General features: G+C 61.4%; 15 protein-coding genes and 1 pseudogene. 11 read left to right on the forward strand and 5 right to left on the reverse strand.

All coding sequences use genetic code 11. From position 1 onward, the window contains the following. The first annotated feature begins 400 nt into the window (after positions 1 to 400). Positions 401 to 2,578, forward strand: a complete 2,178-nt coding sequence (locus HU715_RS23435) for a malate synthase G (RefSeq protein WP_186706928.1) — start codon at positions 401 to 403, stop codon at positions 2,576 to 2,578. A 241-nt stretch (positions 2,579 to 2,819) separates the two neighbouring features. On the opposite strand, the gene HU715_RS23440 is transcribed toward HU715_RS23435, so the two are convergent. After that, complete coding sequence (locus HU715_RS23440; RefSeq protein ID WP_053126003.1) at positions 2,820 to 3,266, reverse strand: response regulator; 447 nt, start codon at positions 3,264 to 3,266, stop codon at positions 2,820 to 2,822. Between the two features lie 257 nt (positions 3,267 to 3,523). Between HU715_RS23440 and HU715_RS23445 the strand changes: the two genes are divergently transcribed. The 8 genes from HU715_RS23445 to HU715_RS23475 all read left to right on the forward strand — a co-directional run bounded on the left by HU715_RS23445 (position 3,524) and on the right by HU715_RS23475 (position 12,900). Beyond that, positions 3,524 to 5,458, forward strand: coding sequence for a putative nucleotidyltransferase substrate binding domain-containing protein (locus HU715_RS23445; RefSeq protein ID WP_302474889.1), 1,935 nt, complete (start codon positions 3,524 to 3,526; stop codon positions 5,456 to 5,458). After that, complete coding sequence (locus HU715_RS23450) at positions 5,455 to 6,162, forward strand: 3'-5' exonuclease (protein WP_186706926.1); 708 nt, start codon at positions 5,455 to 5,457, stop codon at positions 6,160 to 6,162. The genes HU715_RS23445 and HU715_RS23450 overlap by 4 nt, the downstream gene beginning before the upstream one ends. Before the next feature lie 242 nt (positions 6,163 to 6,404). Further along, on the forward strand, positions 6,405 to 6,923 hold the full coding sequence (locus tag HU715_RS23455; RefSeq protein ID WP_018607416.1) for an RNA polymerase sigma factor: 519 nt from the start codon (positions 6,405 to 6,407) through the stop codon (positions 6,921 to 6,923). Beyond that, positions 6,920 to 7,894, forward strand: a complete 975-nt coding sequence (locus HU715_RS23460; RefSeq protein WP_186706925.1) for a FecR domain-containing protein — start codon at positions 6,920 to 6,922, stop codon at positions 7,892 to 7,894. The genes HU715_RS23455 and HU715_RS23460 overlap by 4 nt, the downstream gene beginning before the upstream one ends. Positions 7,895 to 8,127: 233 nt before the next feature. Further along, a complete protein-coding gene (locus HU715_RS23465; RefSeq protein ID WP_186706924.1) occupies positions 8,128 to 10,566 on the forward strand; it encodes a TonB-dependent siderophore receptor in 2,439 nt (812 codons plus the stop codon). A 222-nt stretch (positions 10,567 to 10,788) separates the two neighbouring features. Next, complete coding sequence (locus HU715_RS23470; protein ID WP_186706923.1) at positions 10,789 to 11,919, forward strand: PepSY-associated TM helix domain-containing protein; 1,131 nt, start codon at positions 10,789 to 10,791, stop codon at positions 11,917 to 11,919. Beyond that, positions 11,916 to 12,095, forward strand: a complete 180-nt coding sequence (locus HU715_RS27550) for a hypothetical protein (protein ID WP_346343465.1) — start codon at positions 11,916 to 11,918, stop codon at positions 12,093 to 12,095. Before HU715_RS23470 ends, HU715_RS27550 begins: the two co-directional genes overlap by 4 nt. Before the next feature lie 175 nt (positions 12,096 to 12,270). After that, positions 12,271 to 12,900 (forward strand): glutathione S-transferase, encoded by a 630-nt coding sequence (locus tag HU715_RS23475; RefSeq protein ID WP_186706922.1) that lies wholly within the window; start codon positions 12,271 to 12,273, stop codon positions 12,898 to 12,900. 181 nt (positions 12,901 to 13,081) lie between these two features. On the opposite strand, the gene creD is transcribed toward HU715_RS23475, so the two are convergent. From creD to rloA2, 4 genes are all read right to left on the reverse strand, one after another. After that, on the reverse strand, positions 13,082 to 14,455 hold the full coding sequence (gene creD, locus HU715_RS23480; protein WP_186706921.1) for a cell envelope integrity protein CreD: 1,374 nt from the start codon (positions 14,453 to 14,455) through the stop codon (positions 13,082 to 13,084). A 229-nt stretch (positions 14,456 to 14,684) separates the two neighbouring features. Further along, the gene (gene creC / locus HU715_RS23485; protein WP_186706920.1) at positions 14,685 to 16,103 is read right to left on the reverse strand and encodes a two-component system sensor histidine kinase CreC; all 1,419 of its coding nucleotides are present in this window, start codon (positions 16,101 to 16,103) and stop codon (positions 14,685 to 14,687) included. Continuing rightward, positions 16,103 to 16,783: a two-component system response regulator CreB gene (creB, locus tag HU715_RS23490; RefSeq protein WP_186706919.1), complete on the reverse strand. Its 681-nt coding sequence runs from the start codon at positions 16,781 to 16,783 to the stop codon at positions 16,103 to 16,105. The genes creC and creB overlap by 1 nt, the downstream gene beginning before the upstream one ends. Positions 16,784 to 16,852: 69 nt before the next feature. Then, entirely contained in the window at positions 16,853 to 17,359 is a 507-nt protein-coding gene (rloA2, locus tag HU715_RS23495; RefSeq protein WP_186706918.1) for a retropepsin-like aspartic peptidase RloA2, read from the reverse strand. Between the two features lie 296 nt (positions 17,360 to 17,655). On the opposite strand from rloA2, the gene yihG reads away from it, so the two are divergent. Both yihG and HU715_RS27370 read left to right on the forward strand, forming a co-directional pair. After that, the gene (yihG, locus tag HU715_RS23500; RefSeq protein WP_186706917.1) at positions 17,656 to 18,549 is read left to right on the forward strand and encodes a 1-acylglycerol-3-phosphate O-acyltransferase, YihG family; all 894 of its coding nucleotides are present in this window, start codon (positions 17,656 to 17,658) and stop codon (positions 18,547 to 18,549) included. 81 nt (positions 18,550 to 18,630) lie between these two features. Then, a pseudogene (locus HU715_RS27370) lies at positions 18,631 to 19,169 on the forward strand (RHS repeat-associated core domain-containing protein); the annotation flags it as partial. Between the last annotated feature and the right edge of the window lie 242 nt (positions 19,170 to 19,411).

Below are 19,411 nucleotides of genomic sequence, written 5' to 3' on the forward strand. Positions count from 1 at the left end.
GCGCACTGAAGCGGGAGCAAGCTCCCTCGCCACAGTGATTTGTGTACGAACTCTAAAATTATCTGGAACAATCCATCTGTTTTTTGAGAACATCCCGTGTCCCGACGTGACCGTAACACTTTAGTCGGTCGCGGAACGACGCAATTAGTCTAATTTTCACAACCGCAATTGATCATGTAGTATTCCGCAGCGCGCACTACATAATCGCGAAAACCCTGTTTTACCGATGTCTGCTTAAGGCCAGTCGCATCCCTGAAAAGCCCCGTCAGCAAGGCTTGAATACCCAGCCGCCAGCGATGGCATGTACTGGTTCCGGGGTTTGTGGTTTAAATGTCCCGAGGCTTCATTGTCAAAATCGAAGAGCTGAAAAGCGAAATAGCTGAGCAGAGTGAGGCAAGCAATGACTGAACACGTTCAAGTCGGTGGCCTGCAGGTCGCCAAAGTCCTGTTCGACTTCGTGAATAACGAAGCCATTCCCGGAACCGGCCTCACCGCCGACGCGTTCTGGGCCGGTGCCGACAAGGTCATCCACGACCTGGCCCCGAAGAACAAAGCCCTACTCGCCAAACGCGATGATTTCCAGGCGCGGATCGATGCCTGGCACCAGGCCCGTGCCGGCCAGGCCCACGACGCCGTGGCTTACAAAGCCTTCCTGCAAGACATTGGATACCTGCTGCCAGAAGCGGCGGATTTCCAGGCCACGACCCAAAACGTCGATGACGAAATCGCCCGCATGGCCGGCCCGCAACTGGTGGTGCCGGTGATGAACGCCCGCTTCGCCCTCAACGCCTCGAACGCCCGCTGGGGTTCGTTGTATGACGCGCTGTACGGCACCGACGCCATCAGCGAAGCCGATGGCGCGGAAAAAGGCAAAGGCTACAACAAGGTCCGCGGCGACAAGGTCATCGCCTTCGCCCGTGCTTTCCTCGACGAATCGGCGCCCCTGGCGGCCGGCTCCCATGTCGATTCCACCGCGTACAAAATCATCGACGGCAAACTGGTGGTCACCCTCAAGGGCGGCAGCAACAGCGGCCTGCGTGACGATGCCCAGTTGATCGGTTTCCAGGGCGATGCCTCGGCACCGACCGCCGTGCTGCTGAAACACAACGGCCTGCACTTCGAAATCCAGATCGATGCCAGCACCCCGGTCGGCCAGACCGACGCCGCCGGCGTCAAAGACATCCTGATGGAAGCCGCGCTGACCACCATCATGGACTGCGAAGACTCGGTCGCCGCCGTCGATGCCGATGACAAGGTGGTGATCTACCGCAACTGGCTCGGCCTGATGAAGGGTGATCTGTCGGAAGAAGTCGCCAAGGGCGGCCAGACGTTTACCCGGACCATGAACCCTGACCGTGTCTACACCGCCGTCGACGGTTCGAGCGTCACGTTGCACGGCCGCTCGCTGCTGTTCGTACGCAACGTCGGCCACCTGATGACCATCGACGCGATCCTGGACAAGGATGGCAACGAAGTGCCGGAAGGCATTCTCGACGGCCTGATCACCAGCCTGGCGGCGATCCACAGCCTCAACGGCAACACCTCGCGCCGCAACAGCCGCACGGGTTCGGTGTACATCGTCAAGCCGAAGATGCACGGTCCAGACGAAGCCGCGTTCACCAACGAGCTGTTCGGTCGCGTCGAAGACGTGCTGAACCTGCCGCGCAACACCCTCAAGGTCGGGATCATGGACGAGGAGCGCCGTACCACGGTCAACCTCAAGGCCTGCATCAAGGCCGCCAGCGAGCGCGTGGTGTTCATCAACACCGGCTTCCTCGACCGTACCGGCGATGAAATCCACACCTCCATGGAAGCCGGCCCGATGGTGCGCAAGGCCGACATGAAAGCCGAGAAGTGGATCGGCGCCTATGAAAACTGGAACGTCGACATCGGTTTGAGCACCGGCCTGCAAGGCCGCGCGCAAATCGGCAAGGGCATGTGGGCGATGCCGGACCTGATGGCGGCGATGCTCGAACAGAAAATCGCTCACCCGCTGGCCGGCGCCAACACCGCATGGGTTCCCTCGCCGACCGCCGCCGCCCTGCACGCGCTGCATTACCACAAGGTCGACGTGTTCGCCCGCCAGGCCGAACTGGCCAAGCGCGCCCGCGCGTCGGTGGACGACATCCTGACCATCCCGCTGGCCGTCAACCCGAACTGGACGCCGGAGCAGATCAAGAACGAGCTGGACAACAACGCCCAGGGCATCCTTGGCTACGTGGTGCGCTGGATCGACCAGGGCGTCGGTTGCTCCAAGGTGCCGGACATCAATGACATCGGCCTGATGGAAGACCGTGCGACGCTGCGTATTTCCAGCCAGCACATCGCCAACTGGCTGCGCCATGGCATCGTCACTCAAGAACAAGTGATGGAAAGCCTCAAGCGCATGGCGCCGGTGGTCGACCGCCAGAACGCCAGCGATCCGCTGTACCGTCCGCTGGCACCAGACTTCGACAGCAACATCGCCTTCCAGGCGGCGGTCGAGTTGGTGATCGAAGGCACCAAGCAGCCGAACGGCTACACCGAGCCGGTGCTGCACCGTCGTCGTCGTGAGTTCAAGGCAGCCAATGGTTTGTGATTGAGCAGTAGCCACGCGGCACAAAAAAAGCCCTGATCTCTCGATCAGGGTTTTTTCATTTGCAACACCTGACTGCCTTTGTGGCGAGGGAGCTTGCTCCCGCTCGGTTGCGCAGCGACCGCAATACAGGTCAATGAGATTCCGACGTCTGGAAAAGGTCTGCTTCGCAGCCCAGCGGGAGCAAGCTCCCTCGCCACAAAGGCGATCTCGCCATGGCTTCGTTCCTGGAAGAAGCGACTGGCTAGAGATCCATCCCCAACTCATGCTTGACCAACCCCAACAGCTTTTCGGTATCGATCGGCTTGAGCAAAAAATCCACCACGCTCAGGTGCATGGCTTCGATGGCGTCCTTCACGTCGGCATCGCCCGAGACGATGATGATCGGCAACGCCGCCCGCTCGGACTCGCGCACCAGGCGCACCAGCTCAAGGCCATCGACGTTGCCCATGCGCAGGTCGGTGATCAGCAGACCGATCGACGGCTTGGTTTCCAGCATCTTGAGTGCCGTTTCGCCACTGGCGGCGGTCATACAGTGAATCCCGTCCAATGCCAGGATCTCCGACAACAGCTCCCGTGCGTCCTTGTCGTCGTCAACGATCAAGACGCGCTGCGGCGGCAGGTCAGGTTCCAACATGACGGCACTCAGCGCCTCGCGCTCGGCATCACTCAAAATATCGTGGTCGGACATGGTGCTCTCTACGTTCTTAAATCGATCCCCTGGCACAGTGGTCAGACATCGTTCCGAGGCGCTTCAATGTGCACTTCGTCGGATTTTTTTCCAAGAACATTCAACGAAGATTTTTCTGACGTCTAGCGTAGGACTTTTCTGTAGGCCGGCCCTCTGGATAGCGACCTAGACTTACGTCCAATGGGCACCCCGCGCCGAGGGGTCGACCATGGGAACAGATCCGACCACAACAATTCGAATAAGACTGCGTAATGGTTATGAAAAAAGCGGACGCCTTCATCCAGGCAGGGAAAACCGCGGTGTTGCAAAACATCCAGGGGACGCTGCAGTTTCTCCAGCGCTTTCCCCCGTTCAACCAAATGGAAAACGCCCACCTGGCCTACCTGGTGGAGCAATGCCTGCTGCGTTTCTACGCCCCCGGTGACACCATCATCACGCCGGCCGACGGTCCGGTGGAACACTTCTACATCGTCAAGCAGGGCCGGGTGGTAGGAGAACGTCCGCATTCGGCCAAGGGTGGCACCGAGACCACCTTCGAGATCACCACCGGCGAATGTTTCCCCCTCGCCGCGCTGCTGGGCGAGCGAGCCACGCGCACCGAGCACCGGGCCGGCGAAGACACGTTCTGCCTGCAACTGAACAAATTCGCCTTCATCAAGCTGTTCGCCCTGTCCGGCCCGTTTCGCGATTTCGCCCTGCGCGGGGTCAGCAGCCTGCTCGATCAGGTCAACCAGCAGGTCCAGCAAAAATCGGCGCAAAACCTGGGCACCCAATACTCCCTCAATACCCGGCTGGGCGAATTGGCGATGCGCCACCCGGTCAGTTGCAGCCCGGACACACCGCTACGCGAAGCCGTGAAGCTGATGCATGAGCAGCAGGTCGGCAGCATCGTGGTGGTGAATGAGCAAAAAGCGCCGGTGGGGATTTTTACCTTGCGCGACCTGCGGCATGTGGTGGCCGATGGGGCCGGGGATTTTTCCCAGGCCATCGTAGGACATATGACCCAGGCACCGTTTTTTCTCTCGCCGGACCACAGCGCCTTCGACGCGGCCATCGCCATGACCGAGCGCCACATCGCCCACGTCTGCCTGGTCAAGGACCATCGCCTGTGCGGCGTGGTCTCGGAGCGCGATCTGTTTTCCTTGCAGCGGGTCGATCTGGTGCACCTGGCCCGGACCATCCGCAACGCCCCCAGGCTGGAAAACCTCGTGGCCCTGCGCGGCGAGATCGGACAACTGGTGGAACGCATGCTGGCCCATGGTGCGTCGTCGACCCAGATCACCCACATCATCACCTTGCTCAACGATCACACCGTCTGCCGGGTCATCGAACTGACCCTGGCCGACAAGGGCGACCCGGGCGTGCCGTTCAGTTGGCTGTGTTTCGGCAGTGAAGGCCGGCGCGAGCAAACCCTGCACACCGACCAGGACAACGGCATTCTGTTCGAAGCCCGGGACGCCGCCCATGCCGCGCAGATCCGTGGCTTGCTGCTGCCCATCGCCCAACAGATCAACCAGAGCCTGGCCCTGTGCGGCTTCACCTTGTGCAAGGGCAACATCATGGCCGGCAACCCCGAGCTGTGCCTGTCCCGCGCCGAATGGGCCCGGCGCTTCTCGGCATTCATTCGTGAAGCGACGCCGGAAAACCTGCTGGGATCGAGCATCTATTTCGACCTGCGGGTGGTCTGGGGCGACGAGCAAGGCTGCGAGCAGTTGCGCCAGCAGATCCTCGGCCAGGTGGCTGACAACCGCTTGTTCCAGCGCATGATGGCCGAAAATGCGCTGCGCCATCGCCCGCCCGTGGGCCGCTTCAGGGATTTCGTGCTGAGCCGCAAGAACGGCGAAAAGGCGACCCTGGACTTGAAAGTGCAGGGCCTGACGCCCTTCGTCGATGGTGCCCGCCTGCTGGCACTGGCCAACGGCATCGAAGCCAACAACACCTTGGAGCGCCTGCGGCAATTGGTCGTCAAGGAGGTGATCGAACCGCTCGATGGCGCGGCCTATGAAGAGGCCTATCACTTCATCCAACAGACCCGCATGCAGCAACACCAACTGCAAACCCGCGAGAACCTGCCTTATTCCAACCGCGTCGACCCCGACAGTCTCAACCATCTGGATCGACGCATCCTGCGTGAATCCTTGCGCCAAGCCCAACGCCTGCAAAGCAGCCTGACGCTGAGGTACCAGTTGTGAGTATTTTTTCCTGGCTGCGCCCGGCCCAACCGACGGTACCCGATGCGCTGCAACAGCGCCTGGAGGGCCTCCCCGCGCCTTCGCCACTGAGTGAAAGCAACCTGCGGGAGCAACGCTGGGTCGTGCTGGATCTGGAAACCACCGGGTTGAACCTGAACAAGGACCAGGTGCTGTCCATCGGCGCGGTGGTCATTGAAGACGGCGCCATCGACTTCAGCCAACAGTTCGAACGGACCTTGCAGTGCGATAAGCAGAAACTCGGGCCCAGTGTGTTGATCCATGGCCTGGCCCCCAGCACAATTGCCGCTGGCAGCGACCCGGCCGAGGCGCTGCTGGCGTTCATGGAGTTCGTCGGCGACAGTCCGCTGTTGGCCTTTCACGCACCGTTCGATTCCCACATGCTCGGGCGCGCCTTGAAAGACTACCTGGGCTATCGCCTGCAGCATCCGTTTCTCGACGTGGCGGACCTGGCCCCGATGCTTTGCCCCCAGGCCCATCTGCGCAAGTCCGGCCTGGACGAGTGGATCGACTGGTTCAAGCTGCAAGTCTTCGACCGCCACAACGCCAGCGCCGACGCCCTGGCCACGGCGGAACTGGCGCTGATCCTGTTCAGCCGCGCCCGTCAGCAACAGATCCACAGCGCGCTTGAGCTGCAACAGCGCCTGGGCCAGTGGAAACGGCGGCAGCAGGCGCCTTCGCTTTAACCTGAGGCCTGAGAACCCAGTTTTTTGTGGGAGCGGGCTTGCTCGCGAAGGCGGTGGATCAGCTTACATTGATGTTGAATGTGCAGCCGTCTTCGCGAGCAAGCCCGCTCCCACATAAGTACTGCATTCAGGCAGGCACAACGCACCATCGCCACTGCCCGACCAGCGCCAATTGCTTTCCCTCCCCACCCTCTGCCACAATCGCGAACAATTCTCGTTACTTAAAACGTCGGTGATGCTCCGTGTCGTCAGTCCCCACTCCCCATAGTGATTTGGTTGGTGCGTTGTACCGTGACCATCGCGCTTGGCTATTGGCATGGCTGCGACGCAACGTGGCGTGTGCGCACCGAGCCGAGGACCTGAGCCAGGACACTTTCGTGCGCTTGCTGGGTCGCGAGGAACTGAAAGCACCCCGCGAGCCCCGGGCGTTTCTGGTGGCCATCGCCAAGGGCCTGCTGTTCGATTATTTCCGGCGCGCAGCCTTGGAGCAGGCTTACCTCACCGAACTGATGCTGATCCCCGAGGCCGAGCAGCCCTCGGTGGAAGAACAGCAAATCATCCTGGAAGACCTCAAGGCCATCGACCGCCTGCTCGGCAAACTGTCGAGCAAGGCCCGTGCAGCCTTCCTTTATAACCGCCTCGACGGCCTCGGCCACGCCGAAATCGCCGAGCGCCTGGGGGTTTCGGTGCCGCGGGTACGGCAGTATCTGGCTCAGGGCATCCGCCAGTGCTACATCGCCCTGTATGGAGAACCGACGTGAGCCAGGCCCATGCCAAACCGGTCTCGGCCAGCGTGCTGGATGCCGCCATCGCCTGGCAGTTGTCCCTGGACTCAAGCAGCGCCCAGGAGCGGGAAGCGTTCGTCCGCTGGCATGCCGCCGATGAAGAACACGCCCGGGCCTGGCGACAGCTAGGCATGCTCGACCAGCGCTTCAGCCTGGCCAACGGGCCGGCGCGGGCGGCGTTGCTGCAATCGCGGGTGAGCATTCGCCGACGGATACGCAAGGTGGGCAGCGGCCTTGCCAGCGTTGTCGCGGCCATCGGCCTGGCGTTGTTTGCCGCAGATCGTTACCTGCCGCTGGATTACTGGCTGGCCGACCAGCGCACCGCGACAGGTGAACAACGCACCCTGCGCCTGGCCGACGGCACGCTGATCAACCTCAACACCCACAGCGCCCTGGACGTGCGTTTCGATGACAAACAGCGTCGCATCATCCTGCAGGAAGGCGAGATCCTGGTGGAAACCGGCCATAACGATCCGCGCCCTTTCATCGTTGAAACTCGCGAGGGCAGCATGCGCGCCTTGGGCACACGGTTCCTGGTTAAGCGCGAAGACCAGGGCACACGCCTGAGCGTACTGAAATCCGCGGTAGCCGCGCACCCGCAGGCCACCGATGAAGAACAGATCCTGCGCGAAGGCCAACAAGTGCTGATGCGCCACGACGGCCTCGGCCCGACCATCGCCCTGAACCCCGGCGCCGATGCCTGGACCCGCGGCATGCTGGTGGTGGACAACGCCCGCCTCGAAGACCTGGTCCATGAGTTGGGGCGTTACCGGCGCGGCTACCTGGGCGTGGAACCACAAGTGGCCGACCTGCGCATCACCGGCAGTTTCCCGCTGCACGACACCGACCTGGCCCTGACCGCCTTGCTGCCGACCTTGCCAGTGCAGGTCGAGCATCACACCCGGTGGTGGGTGGTGGTGGGGCCAAGTACCGCGCCGAAACCCTGAGAGATCGTTGCTCAGTTAGGCCGCCTTCGCGAGCAAGCCCGCTCCCACATGGGAATGCGGACTCCTGTGGGAGCGGGCTTGCTCGCGAAGAGGCCTGTTGATCCAGTAAAAAAACAGACTGGACACCATCACCCGCAAACTGAATCTAAATTATTTTCATCCAGCCCTATCACTTTTCGATTTTCATCCGGCACCCAGGCAATTGAGAAATATTTCCATTCAGGAGCCGCCGTATGTCCCGCCCGCTAGACACCCTGTTGCGCCCCAGCTTGTTGGCCGTTGCCATTGCCTTTGCCGCCCCGTTGACCAGCGCCCCGCTGCTGGCCGCCGAACAGGCCACGAGCGTGCGCGCCTACAACCTGCCCGCCGCGCCCCTGGCCAGCACCCTGAACCAGATCGCCAGCCAGGCCGGCCTTGCGCTGAGCCTGAATCCGTCCCTGGCCTCGGGCAAGACCTCGGCCCCCGTCCAGGGCCAGTTCGACGCCACCGGCGCCTTGCGCGAGGCCTTGCGCGGCACCGGCCTGCAACTGGAACAAAGCAGCGCCGGCACCTACAGCCTGGTGGCCATGCCTGAAGGGGTCATGGCCTTGCCGGAAACCAGCGTGATCGGTGCCGGCCTCAGTGAAACCGCGTGGGGCCCGACCGAGGGCTACGCCGCCACCCGCACCGCCGCCGGCACCAAGACCGATACACCGATCGTCGAACTGCCGCGCTCAATCTCCGTGGTCACCCGCCAGCAGATGGAAGACCGCTCCGTGCTCAACCTCAACGACGCGCTGCGCTATACCGCCGGTGTGCAGAGCAGCGGCTACGGCTCGGACTCGCGTAACGATTGGCTGCTGGTGCGCGGTTTCGTGCCCACCCAGTTCCTCGATGGCCTGCCGCTGCCCAAGGGCAACTACATCACGCCAAAAATCGAGCCTTGGAACCTTGAGCGCATCGCCGTGCTGCGTGGCCCGGCCTCGTCGGTCTACGGCCAGACGCCACCCGGCGGCATGCTGGACATGGTCAGCCGCCGCCCACAAGCCGAAAGCAGCAATGAAGTCGAGCTGCAGGCCGGCAGCTACGAACACAAGCAGATCAACTTCGACAGCACCGGCAAGGTCGATGACGAAGGCCAGTTCCTCTATCGGGTCAGCGGCACCGTGCGCGACAGCAACGCCCAGGTCGATCACATCCCGGACAAGCGCTACAACCTCGCGCCGAGCCTTACCTGGAACATCAACGACGACACGCGCCTGACCTTCCTGTCGCAATACACCCGCGACGACACCGGCATCACCGGGCAATTCCTGCCACTGCAAGGCACCAAGCTGTCCTCGCCGGCGGGCAAGATTTCCCACCACAAGAACCTGGGCGATCCGGACTGGGAATTCTACGACCGCACCTACTACGCGCTCGGTTATGCGTTTGAACATCGCTTGAACGATACCTGGCAGTTCCGCCAGAACCTGCGCTATACCAAGAGCGATTTGGAAACCCAGGGTATCTCGGCTGGCGGCCAATTCTGGCCAGACGGCCCCGACCAATCGGTGGACGCCGACGGCAACGTCAAGCGCAGCGCCAGCGTCATCAATGAAGACATCAGCCAGTTCGCCGTGGACAACAACTTCCAGGCCGACTTCCAGACCGGCGCCCTCAGCCACACCCTGCTGCTGGGCCTGGATCACCAGCGCTCCAACAGCAATTCGCGCTGGGATTGGGGCTCGACTGGCGTGCCAACCAGCAACATCCACAACCCGACCTATGGACAGGATTTCTCCAACGTCGAGTACTTCACCATGTATGACTACAACCAGAAGACCCACCAGACCGGCCTGTACGTCCAGGACCAGATCGCCCTGGACAACTGGCGCCTGACCCTAGGTGGTCGTGAAGACTGGATTCACACCGGCACCGTGTTCCACAACCTGAACAACGTCACCAACACCCAGCGCGACAAGAAGTTCAGCGGCAACGCGGCATTGAGCTACGTCTTCGATAACGGTGTGACGCCGTACCTTTCCTTCGCCCAGTCGTTCCAGGCGGCGGCAGGTTCAACCGTCAACAGCACCGAAGCGTTCAAGCCGACCGAAGGCGAACAGTACGAGGCTGGTATCAAGTACCAACCGCCCGGCACCAAGACCTTGCTGACCGCCGCGGTGTTCGACCTGACCCAGAAAAACAACTCCGTTACTGAAAACAACGTCACCCGCCAGGTGGGTGAAGTCCAGGTGCGTGGCCTTGAGTTGGAAGCGTCCGGCGATGTCACCGACAACTTGAAGCTGGTCGGTTCCTACACCTACAACGACAGCGAAATCACCAAGGGCACCGCGGCTGAAGAAGGCAAGCGCATGGCCCAGGTGCCGCGTAACCAGGCCACCGCCTGGGCCGACTACACCTGGCACAACGGCCCGCTGGATGGCTTCGGTGTCGGCGCCGGTGTGCGTTATGTCGGCGACACCTACGGCAACACCAGCAACACCGACTGGGGCCATGTCGGGTCCTACACCGTGTACGACGCCTCGGCCCATTACGACCTGGGTCGTTTGAACAAAACCCTCAAGGGCGTCACCGTGGCCGTGGATGCCAAAAACATCTTCAACAAGGACTACCTGTCCACTTGCGACGGCTTCTACTGCTACTACGGTGACCAACGTAATGTCGTCGCCAGCGTGAATTACAAATGGTAAACGGTTAGCATTTGCAAAACCTATTTGAGGGTGCTCGGTTGGCAAAGCTGTCCATGTAAGGAAAACCGTGGCGAGGGAGCTTGCTCCCGCTGGGCCGCGTAGCGGCCCCAAAAGCTTGGGATCGCTGCGCAATCCAGCGGGAGCAAGCTCCCTCGCCACAATGGCTGTCCCCCAAAAGAACAGTGTTATCCCCCCAAGTGCCCTTTTGCATTCGGATCGATCATGAAAAGCAAAACCATTCGCCGCTGGTCTTTCGTCCACACCTGGACCAGCCTGATCTGCACGGTCTTCCTGCTGATGCTGGCAATCACCGGGCTGCCGCTGATCTTCCACCATGAAATCGAACACCTGCTGGGCGATGCCCCCGAGCTTCGGGAGATGCCGGCCGGCACGCCGCCGCTGGACTTGCAGCAACTGGTGGAAAAAGCCAAGGCCCATCGCCCAGGTGAAGTGGTCCAGTATTTTGGCTGGGACGAGGACGAGCCCAACGGCGTCATCACCATCATGGCGCCGACACCGGGCACCGAACCCAATTCCTCCCACACCTTCATGCTCGACGGGCGCACCGGCGAAGCCTTGGAAATGCCCTCGGCCAATGGCGGTTTCATGATGGTCATGTTGCGCCTGCACGTGGACATGTTCGCCGGGTTGCCGGGCAAGCTACTGCTGGCCTTCATGGGACTGTTGTTCGTGATTGCCATCGTCTCCGGGGTGGTGCTGTATTTACCGTTCATGCGCCGCTTGAAATTCGCCACGGTGCGCCAGGACAAATCCACGCGCCTGCGCTGGCTCGACCTGCACAACCTGATCGGCGTGGTCACGCTGGTCTGGGCGCTGACCGTGGGCGTGACCGGCGTCATCGCCGCGTGCGCCGACCTGCTCATCGCGGCATGGCGCAACGACAGCCTCAGTGCCATGGTCGAACCCTACCGCAACGCCCCGCCGCTGACCCAACTGGCTCCGGCCACGCGTTTGCTGGACATTGCCAAGGACGTCGCGCCGGGCATGGAGCCCAGCTTCATCGCCTTCCCCGGTACGCTGTTCTCCAGTGAGCACCACTACAGCGTGTTCATGAAAGGTGACACCCACCTGACCTCGCACCTGCTCACGCCCGTGCTGATCGATGCCACCACCCTGGACGTCACCGCCGTCGCCGAACGACCGTGGTACATGGACATGATGAGCCTGTCCCTGCCGTTGCACTTCGGCGACTACGGTGGCCGGCCGATGCAGATCTTCTGGGCGACCCTCGATATCCTGACCATCATCGTCCTGGGCAGCGGCGTGTATCTGTGGGTAGTTCGGCGCAAAGCCGCCAAACGTGCAACCGTCGGCGCGGAGGTCGCTTCGTGAGGCCTCGGCAGTCGAATTTCTGGAAGGTGTTTGGTATTCCCCTGATGATCGGTGCGCTTAGTGCGGCAGGGCTGTTTTCGGCGTTGCTGGGTGACGGCGCATGGGATGCGGTGAGCTGGGTTGGGTTAGGCATACCCACGGTGCTGGGGACTTGGGGCTTGATCAAACGCGGATAACCCCAGCCAGGCGCGCCCCTGTGGGAGCGGGCTTGCTCGCGAAGGCGGCGTGTCAGTCGCAATTGTGTTTCTGACACGCCGCCTTCGCGAGCAAGCCCGCTCCCACACTGGAACTCGCCAGCCGCCCAGCAACTGTCTAGGCTAAGCCCCTGCCCGCCCAATCGAGGATATCCGCATGTCCACCCCCAGCATGACGCTGTTCCACAATCCCGCTTCGCCCTTCGTGCGCAAGGTCCTGGTGCTGCTGCACGAAACCGGCCAGCAAGACCGCGTGGCGTTGCAGCTTAGCCAGCTCACGCCGGTCAAGCCGGACCGGGCGCTTATCGATGACAACCCGTTGAGCAAGATCCCGGCCCTGCGCCTGGCCAACGGGACAGTGATCCATGACAGCCGCGTGATCCTCGATTACCTCGACCACCAGCACGTCGGCAACCCGTTGATCCCCCGGGACGGCGCGGCACGCTGGCGGCGCCTGACCCTCGCCTCCCTGGCCGACGGGATCATGGATGCAGCGGTGATGATCCGCTACGAAACCGCGCTGCGCCCCGTGGAAAAACACTGGGACGAATGGCTCGATGCGCAACGGGACAAGATTCGCCGTGCCCTGGGCCTGCTCGAAGCCGAGGCGATTGCCGAATTGGCCAGCCATTTCGACGTGGCCTCCATCAGCGTGGCCTGCGCCCTGGGCTATCTGGACCTGCGCCATCCCGACCTGGAGTGGCGCAAGGCCAATCCGCAATTGGCGCAGTGGTTTGCCGAGGTGAGCGTGCGGTCCTCGATGGTCGAGACGGTGCCCAGGATTTAGTTCTGTATTGGCTGCACCGACCTCTTCGCGAGCAAGCCCGCTCCCACAATGTCTGCGCAAGACTTGTGGGAGCGGGCTTGCTCGCGAATGGGCCAATACGGTTCCAGAGGAAACAACCCAGCAATCAGCGCCACCAACTTTTCGCCCTGGCGCTGATCCTCCCGCAACCCCAGCGACCGGCTCACTTCACCTCCCCCAACTCGAAGCTCATCGCCGCGGCCGGCTTCGACCCGACCCCATACCAGTCCAGCTTGCGGGTCAGCACCATGAACACGCCCAACAGGCTGAACAACAATAGCGACCCCATCAACAACGCATAATCCTCGGCGCTCAACAGGCCATAAAGCAAACCGTACAAGCCCGCCAGCCCCACCGAAAACCCGAGGCCGTGGCTCACGCTGCGCAGCACATGGCAGACATAAAACCCGATCAATACGACACAGGCACTGGCCGACACCAAGTACGCCAGGGTGAAACCGATGTGCTCCGACAACGACAACAGCAGCAAGTAGAAGAACGCCAGCGCCACGCCCACCAAGGCGTACTGGACCGGGTGCACCGCCAGGCTCTTGAGCACTTCGAAAAGGAAGAAACCGGCGAAGGTCAGCGCGACGAACAGCAACGCATATTTGATCGCCCGGTCGCTCTTGAGGTATTGGTCCACCGGATCGATGAAACTCACCCCGAAGGCACGGCTGCGGAACGCTTCACAACTATCGCTTGGCTCGCAGGCTTGCAGCGTTTCCAGCAGGTTGGTGGAGAAAAACGACGTTTGCCAGTCAGCACTGAAGCCCTGCTCATTGATCTCGCGGTTGGTGGGCAAGTAGTTGCCGATGAAGCTGGGGTGTGGCCAGTCGGCCGACAGGTGCACCTTGGTGGATTTGCCCACCGGCAGAATCTGGAACTCGCCCGTGCCTTGCAGGCGCAGGTCAAAACCGAAGGTCAGCTCGGGGCCGCCCTGGGCGGTGATCATCGGCAGCGGTACATGCACGCCCTGCCCCAGCCAGCCGAGTCGCGAGCCGGGCAGGAAATCGACGGTCTGCTGGTTCAGCGTCAAGGTCAACGCATTCTCGATGCCACGAATATCGCTGATGCCGACGCTCAGGTACGGCTCGTCAAAACGGTAATCGGCAAAGTCCTTGGCAGCGACACCGTAGCGCTCAGGCACCTTGAAGCGGCCATCGATGCGGTTGTCGGCGTGGAACATCCGCGCTTCGTAGATGCCCCGGGCACGGGTTTCAGTGCGGATCTGGCCGTCGAGCTCGAATTGCTCAGGCAAAAAATATAACTCGCCTGTTCGTTCGACGGTTTCCAGGAAACGCACACCGGTCTTCTCATTGGTGTTCCAGACCTTCACGCTCTTGCGAAACGGCACCACGATCATCGGTCCGATCAGTTGCTGGTTGTAGCTGGAGCTGCGGGCGATGTCCTGCAGCACACCGTCGCGCAACTCCTGGCGCTCGTCGATGAGGCCATTGATCATCAACAGCGGGATCATCAGCAAGAGGATCAAGAGGGCGATCATGCCCAGTTTAATGGCGAGGCTGCGGTTCATGTGGGGCTCTCCCTGTTCGAATGAGGGAGAGTCTGGGGTGGCTGTGTGAGGGGTTTATGGGGGAAATGTGGAGATTGTGTGGAGACTGAAATCCACCTGACCAATGAAACCTGTGGCGAGGGAGCTTGCTCCCGCTCGGCTGCGAAGCAGTCGCAAAGGGGCCGCTTCGCAGCCCAGCGGGAGCAAGCTCCCTCGCCACAAGAGTGTTCCAAACTGAGTAACTGGGTTTTCAGGGCAACCTCAGCACCACCTCCACCCCACCCTCGACATTGCCAATACTGAATTGCCCCCCATGCAACTGCACCACTTCTTCGACAAAATTGAGCCCCAGGCCGGTGCTCTTGCGGCCGCTGTCCGGGCGCGGCAGGGAATAGAAGCGCTCGCTCAAGCGCGGCAGTGCGTAGTCGGGGATCGGCGCGGCCTGATTGAACAGGCGGATCTCGACACGATTCCCACGGCGCTCGGCGCTCACTCGCAGCAGGCCGTTGATGGGGGTGAAGTCCAAGGCGTTTTCCAGCAGATTGCCCAAGGCCTGGCGCAACAGGAACGGCTCTCCCGTCAGCGCCAGGTCGCCAGCGATCTGCTGTTCAACCGTCAACTGGCGACTTTCGATCCAACCGCCACGCGCTTCCAGCAACTCAGCCATCAGCGCCGCCAGCGGCACGGCGACCTCCTCTTCCAGCCCCTGGCGCTGCTCGATCTGGGCCAGGTTGAGCAAGCGCTCGATCAACTGCTGCATACGCACACTTTCGTTATCGATGTTGCTGACAAAGCGCTGGTGCTGGGCGGCGGGCATGTCGCTTTGCAGCAGCTCGGCGGCGCCACGAATCGCCGCCAGCGGGCTCTTGAGTTCGTGGGTGAGTGTGTGCACGTAACGCTCGACGTAGGCCTTGCCTTCGAGTTGGGTGCGCATGTGCTCCACCGCCCCGGCCAGTTGCTCGAATTCACCGCCGCGATAATGCGGCACTTCCACCCGACGCCCCTGGCTGACCGCCTGGGCGTAGATCGTCAAACGCCGCAGTGCCGCGCTGAGCCACCAGGACAACAAGCCGCCCAGCAACAAGCCCAGGGCGACCAGCCCGGCGCCATAGATCAACAGCCGCCGCTCGGTGCGATCGACATAAGGCTGCAAGGAACTGTTGGGCTTGGCGACGGTGACAACGCCAATGATCCGGCCGTTGTCGCGAATCGGCGCACCGACGTGCATCACCGACGATGCCGGATCGTCCGGATCGCTGCGACTCGAACGGGCGCCGTAGTGGCCGCGCAAGGTCAGGTAGACGTCGTTCCAACGCGAATAATCCTGCCCCACCGCCACGCCACTGGAGTCGAGCACCACCATGCCCTTGGCATCGGTAACGTAGATGCGATGGCTGACCTGGTTTTTCGGCAAGCCCCAGATCGTCGCCGCCGGCTGGCGCTCGCCGTAGGCCTTGAGCAACTGCGGCCAGCGATTCTGGTTGAGGGTGCCGGCCTTGAAATCGTCCCGCAGGATCTCGGCCATCAGGTTGGCCGTGTCCACCAGGGTTTCTTCGGTGGACTGGCGCACGCCGGGGCGGATTTCCTCCATGACCGTGTTGAGCACGAAGTAACCGGTCAAGGCGATAAACAGCACATACACCAGGAAAATCCGGATCCCCAGCGACATCAGCTGTGCCCCGGGCTGTAGCTGTAACCCAGGCCCCGATGGGTCTGGATCGGCTCAGCCTCGGCGCGGACCAGGCGCAACTTGGCGCGCACGCTTTTAATGTGGCTGTCGATGGTGCGCTCGTAGCCGGCATCGCTGGCAACGCCCAGGGCATCGAGCAATTGTTCGCGGCTGAAAACCCGCTCGGGCTGCTCCAGCAGACAATTGAGCAGGCGGAATTCGTGGCGGGTGAGGTTCAGCGGGGTGCCGCGATAGTTGATCTGCACGCGGTCGGCATCGACCTGAAACAACGCCGTGCCCACCTCCGCCACCGGCCGCGGCGCCACGCGCTTGAGGATCGCCCGAACCCTGGCCGCCACCTCGCGGGGGCTGAAGGGTTTGACTACATAATCGTCGGCGCCGATCTCCAACCCCACGATCCGGTCGATCTCGCCATCCCGGGCTGTAAGAAAGATGACCGGAACGTCGCTGAAACGTCTGATTTTTTTACAAGTCTCGAATCCGCTGATATCCGGCAGGCCCACATCGAGAATGATCAGGTCCGCCGGGGTGTTTTTCTGGTGTTCAAGAGCGGCTGCGCCGAGGCTCAACCAAGTGGTGTCAAACCCCTCCCCTTGCAGGGCAAACACCAGTGTATCGGCGATGGCGGCTTCGTCTTCGACAATCAGGATATGAGGCATGGCTTGCGGGCCCGGCAGTAAAGTTGCCGGAACGGTGCCGCAAGGTTTGGGGGGAGTCAATCAGGGAAATCAGCAGTCCGGCTTATCCGCCGTAAACCGCCGCGCAGGGTTCACCGCCGCGCCGAACTCACGCAACGCCTTGGCCCCAATCAACAAGGGGTAATTGAAACTGCTGCGGTCGGTCAGGTTGACCTCGACCGTGCGCTTGACGTTACCCAGGCACAATTCCAGGTCGACCACCGGGCGCTTGGTGGGGGCGATCTTTTCGTCGTCGTCTTCATCTTCTTCGGAACGGGTCTTGATCTTGCTGATGCGGGCGATCTTGTGTTCGTAGACCTTGTTGCTCGCGTCCTTGGTCGCCAGGCGAAAGCGCACCCAATCGTCGCCGTCGCGGGTAAAGGTTTCGATGTCCTTGGCCGACAGCGAGGCGGTCAGGGCGCCGGTGTCCATCTTGGCCTTGAGCACTTCGCCGCCGATTTCCGGCAACGCGATGTATTCGTAGCGCCCGTACAGGGTCGGCTCGGCGGCCAGCACCGGAAGGGCCATCAGGGAAAGCAGGGCGAGAACTGATTTCATGTAGTTAGGGCTTCCATTGTGAGCGTGGGATTTTAGACCGTGGCCAACGAATTCGTTCGGTTAAACATCCCTGTGGCGAGGGAGCTTGCTCCCGCTCGGCTGCGCAGCAGTCGTAAATCGGTCTGGCCATGGCCGCCAATTGGGGGCCGCTTCGCAGCCCAGCGGGAGCAAGCTCCCTCGCCACAAAAGCGCCCCCAGCCTAACCTAGCCCAAGTGAAACTTTCGTCCAAGCCGATTTGGCCTACCACCCGAAGCTTGCTTATCATGGCCCGCCCACCCGTTTGCAAGAGTCATCTATGCGCCGCCTGCTCACCGGCTGTTTCGTCACCCTGTTGCTGTTGCTCAACACCCTGGTGCTGTTCGGGCCGCTGATGGTGTTCGCCCTGCTCAAACTGGTCTTGCCCGGGCGCTTTCGCGACTATGCCTCGTGGGCCGTGATGTGGATCGCCGAGACCTGGGCCGAGATCGACAAGCAGATCTTTGCCCTGTGCATCCCCACCCGCTGGGACATCCGCGGCGGCGCTGACCTGCGCGGCGATACGTCTTACCTGGTGATCAGCAATCACCAATCCTGGGTGGACATCCCCGCCCTCGTCCAGACCCTCAATCGGCGCACGCCGTTCTTCAAGTTCTTCCTCAAGAAAGAACTGATCTGGGTGCCATTCCTGGGGCTGGCCTGGTGGGCCTTGGATTACCCCTTCATGAAGCGCTACACCAAGGCGTTCCTGGCAAAGAATCCGGAGCTGGCCGGCAAGGACCTGGAAATCACCAAGGCCGCCTGCGAGCTGTTCAAGCGTCAACCGGTCACCGTGGTCAACTACCTCGAAGGCACCCGCTTCACCGCCGCCAAAAGCCAACAACAGCAATCGCCCTTCGCTCACCTGCTCAAGCCCAAGGCCGGCGGCGTGGCGTTCGTGCTGGCGGCCATGGGTGAACAACTGGACGCGGTGCTGGACGTGACCGTGGTCTATCCGCAAGACCGCATCCCCGGGTTCTGGGACTTGATCAGCGGCGCGGTGCCCAGGGTCATCATCGACATCCAGACCCGCGAACTGGACCCTACGCTCTGGCAAGGCGACTACGAAAACGACCCGGTGTTTCGCCAGCAAGTGCAGGACTGGGTTAATCGGCTATGGACTGAAAAGGACCGGCGCATCGCCCAATTGCGCAACGAGGGGATGGAAACCTAACAGTTCTGATAGTAGGCAGCGGCTGAAAAAGCTCCGATGCTGGAGGTCCGGATTTTTTGGACCTTGCGCGGAGTTCGGCGTATGCCTACTGCCCCTCATGAAACCGTATTGTGCCGCTACCGCTACGACCCGCTGGATCGCGTGGTCGATTGCGCGCTTTCTGCTGAGGCTGGGATCCAGCGGTTCTACTGCAAGAGCCGATTGGCGACGGAGATACAGGGCGCGGTGCAACGCAGCGTTTTCCAGCACGACGGCCAGTTGTTGGCGCAACTTCGGCGCGAGGATGTGAAGGTCGATACCGCCTTGTTGTCGACCGATCAGCAGCGGTCGGTGTTGAATGTGCTCGATGCGAACCGACTTCATCCCCTTGCCTATAGCCCTTACGGACATCGCCCGGCGGAAAACGGTCTGCTCAGTTTGCTTGGGTTTAACGGCGAACGGCCGGATCCGGTGACGGGGCATTATTTGTTGGGGAATGGGTACCGGGCAATTCAACCCGGTGTTGATGCGGTTTAATAGTCCGGATAGTTTGAGTCCGTTTGGGGAGGGGGGGGGGTTGAATACATATACTTATTGCACCGGCAACCCGGTAAACAATACCGATCCGAGTGGACATTCACTCATACCCACCATATCCACAGTTATAAATTGGATAACTGGAGGACTAGATTACATAGCATCTAAAGTAGCAAGACACACCCCCATTCATGGAACAAAAATCAAGAAGGCGTTTAATCACTGGAACCCCATCCCAGGCAGCGGCCTTGAGATATTCGATGACGTCACCAAGAGAGGGCCTCGCTTGAACATAGTGGGACACGGCAACGAACAATTTAGCGGCCTTGTGTTGAACAATGGACGT

Origin of the sequence: Pseudomonas zanjanensis (genome assembly GCF_014268745.2) — a bacterium.
Taxonomy (GTDB): Bacteria; Pseudomonadota; Gammaproteobacteria; order Pseudomonadales; family Pseudomonadaceae; genus Aquipseudomonas; species Aquipseudomonas zanjanensis.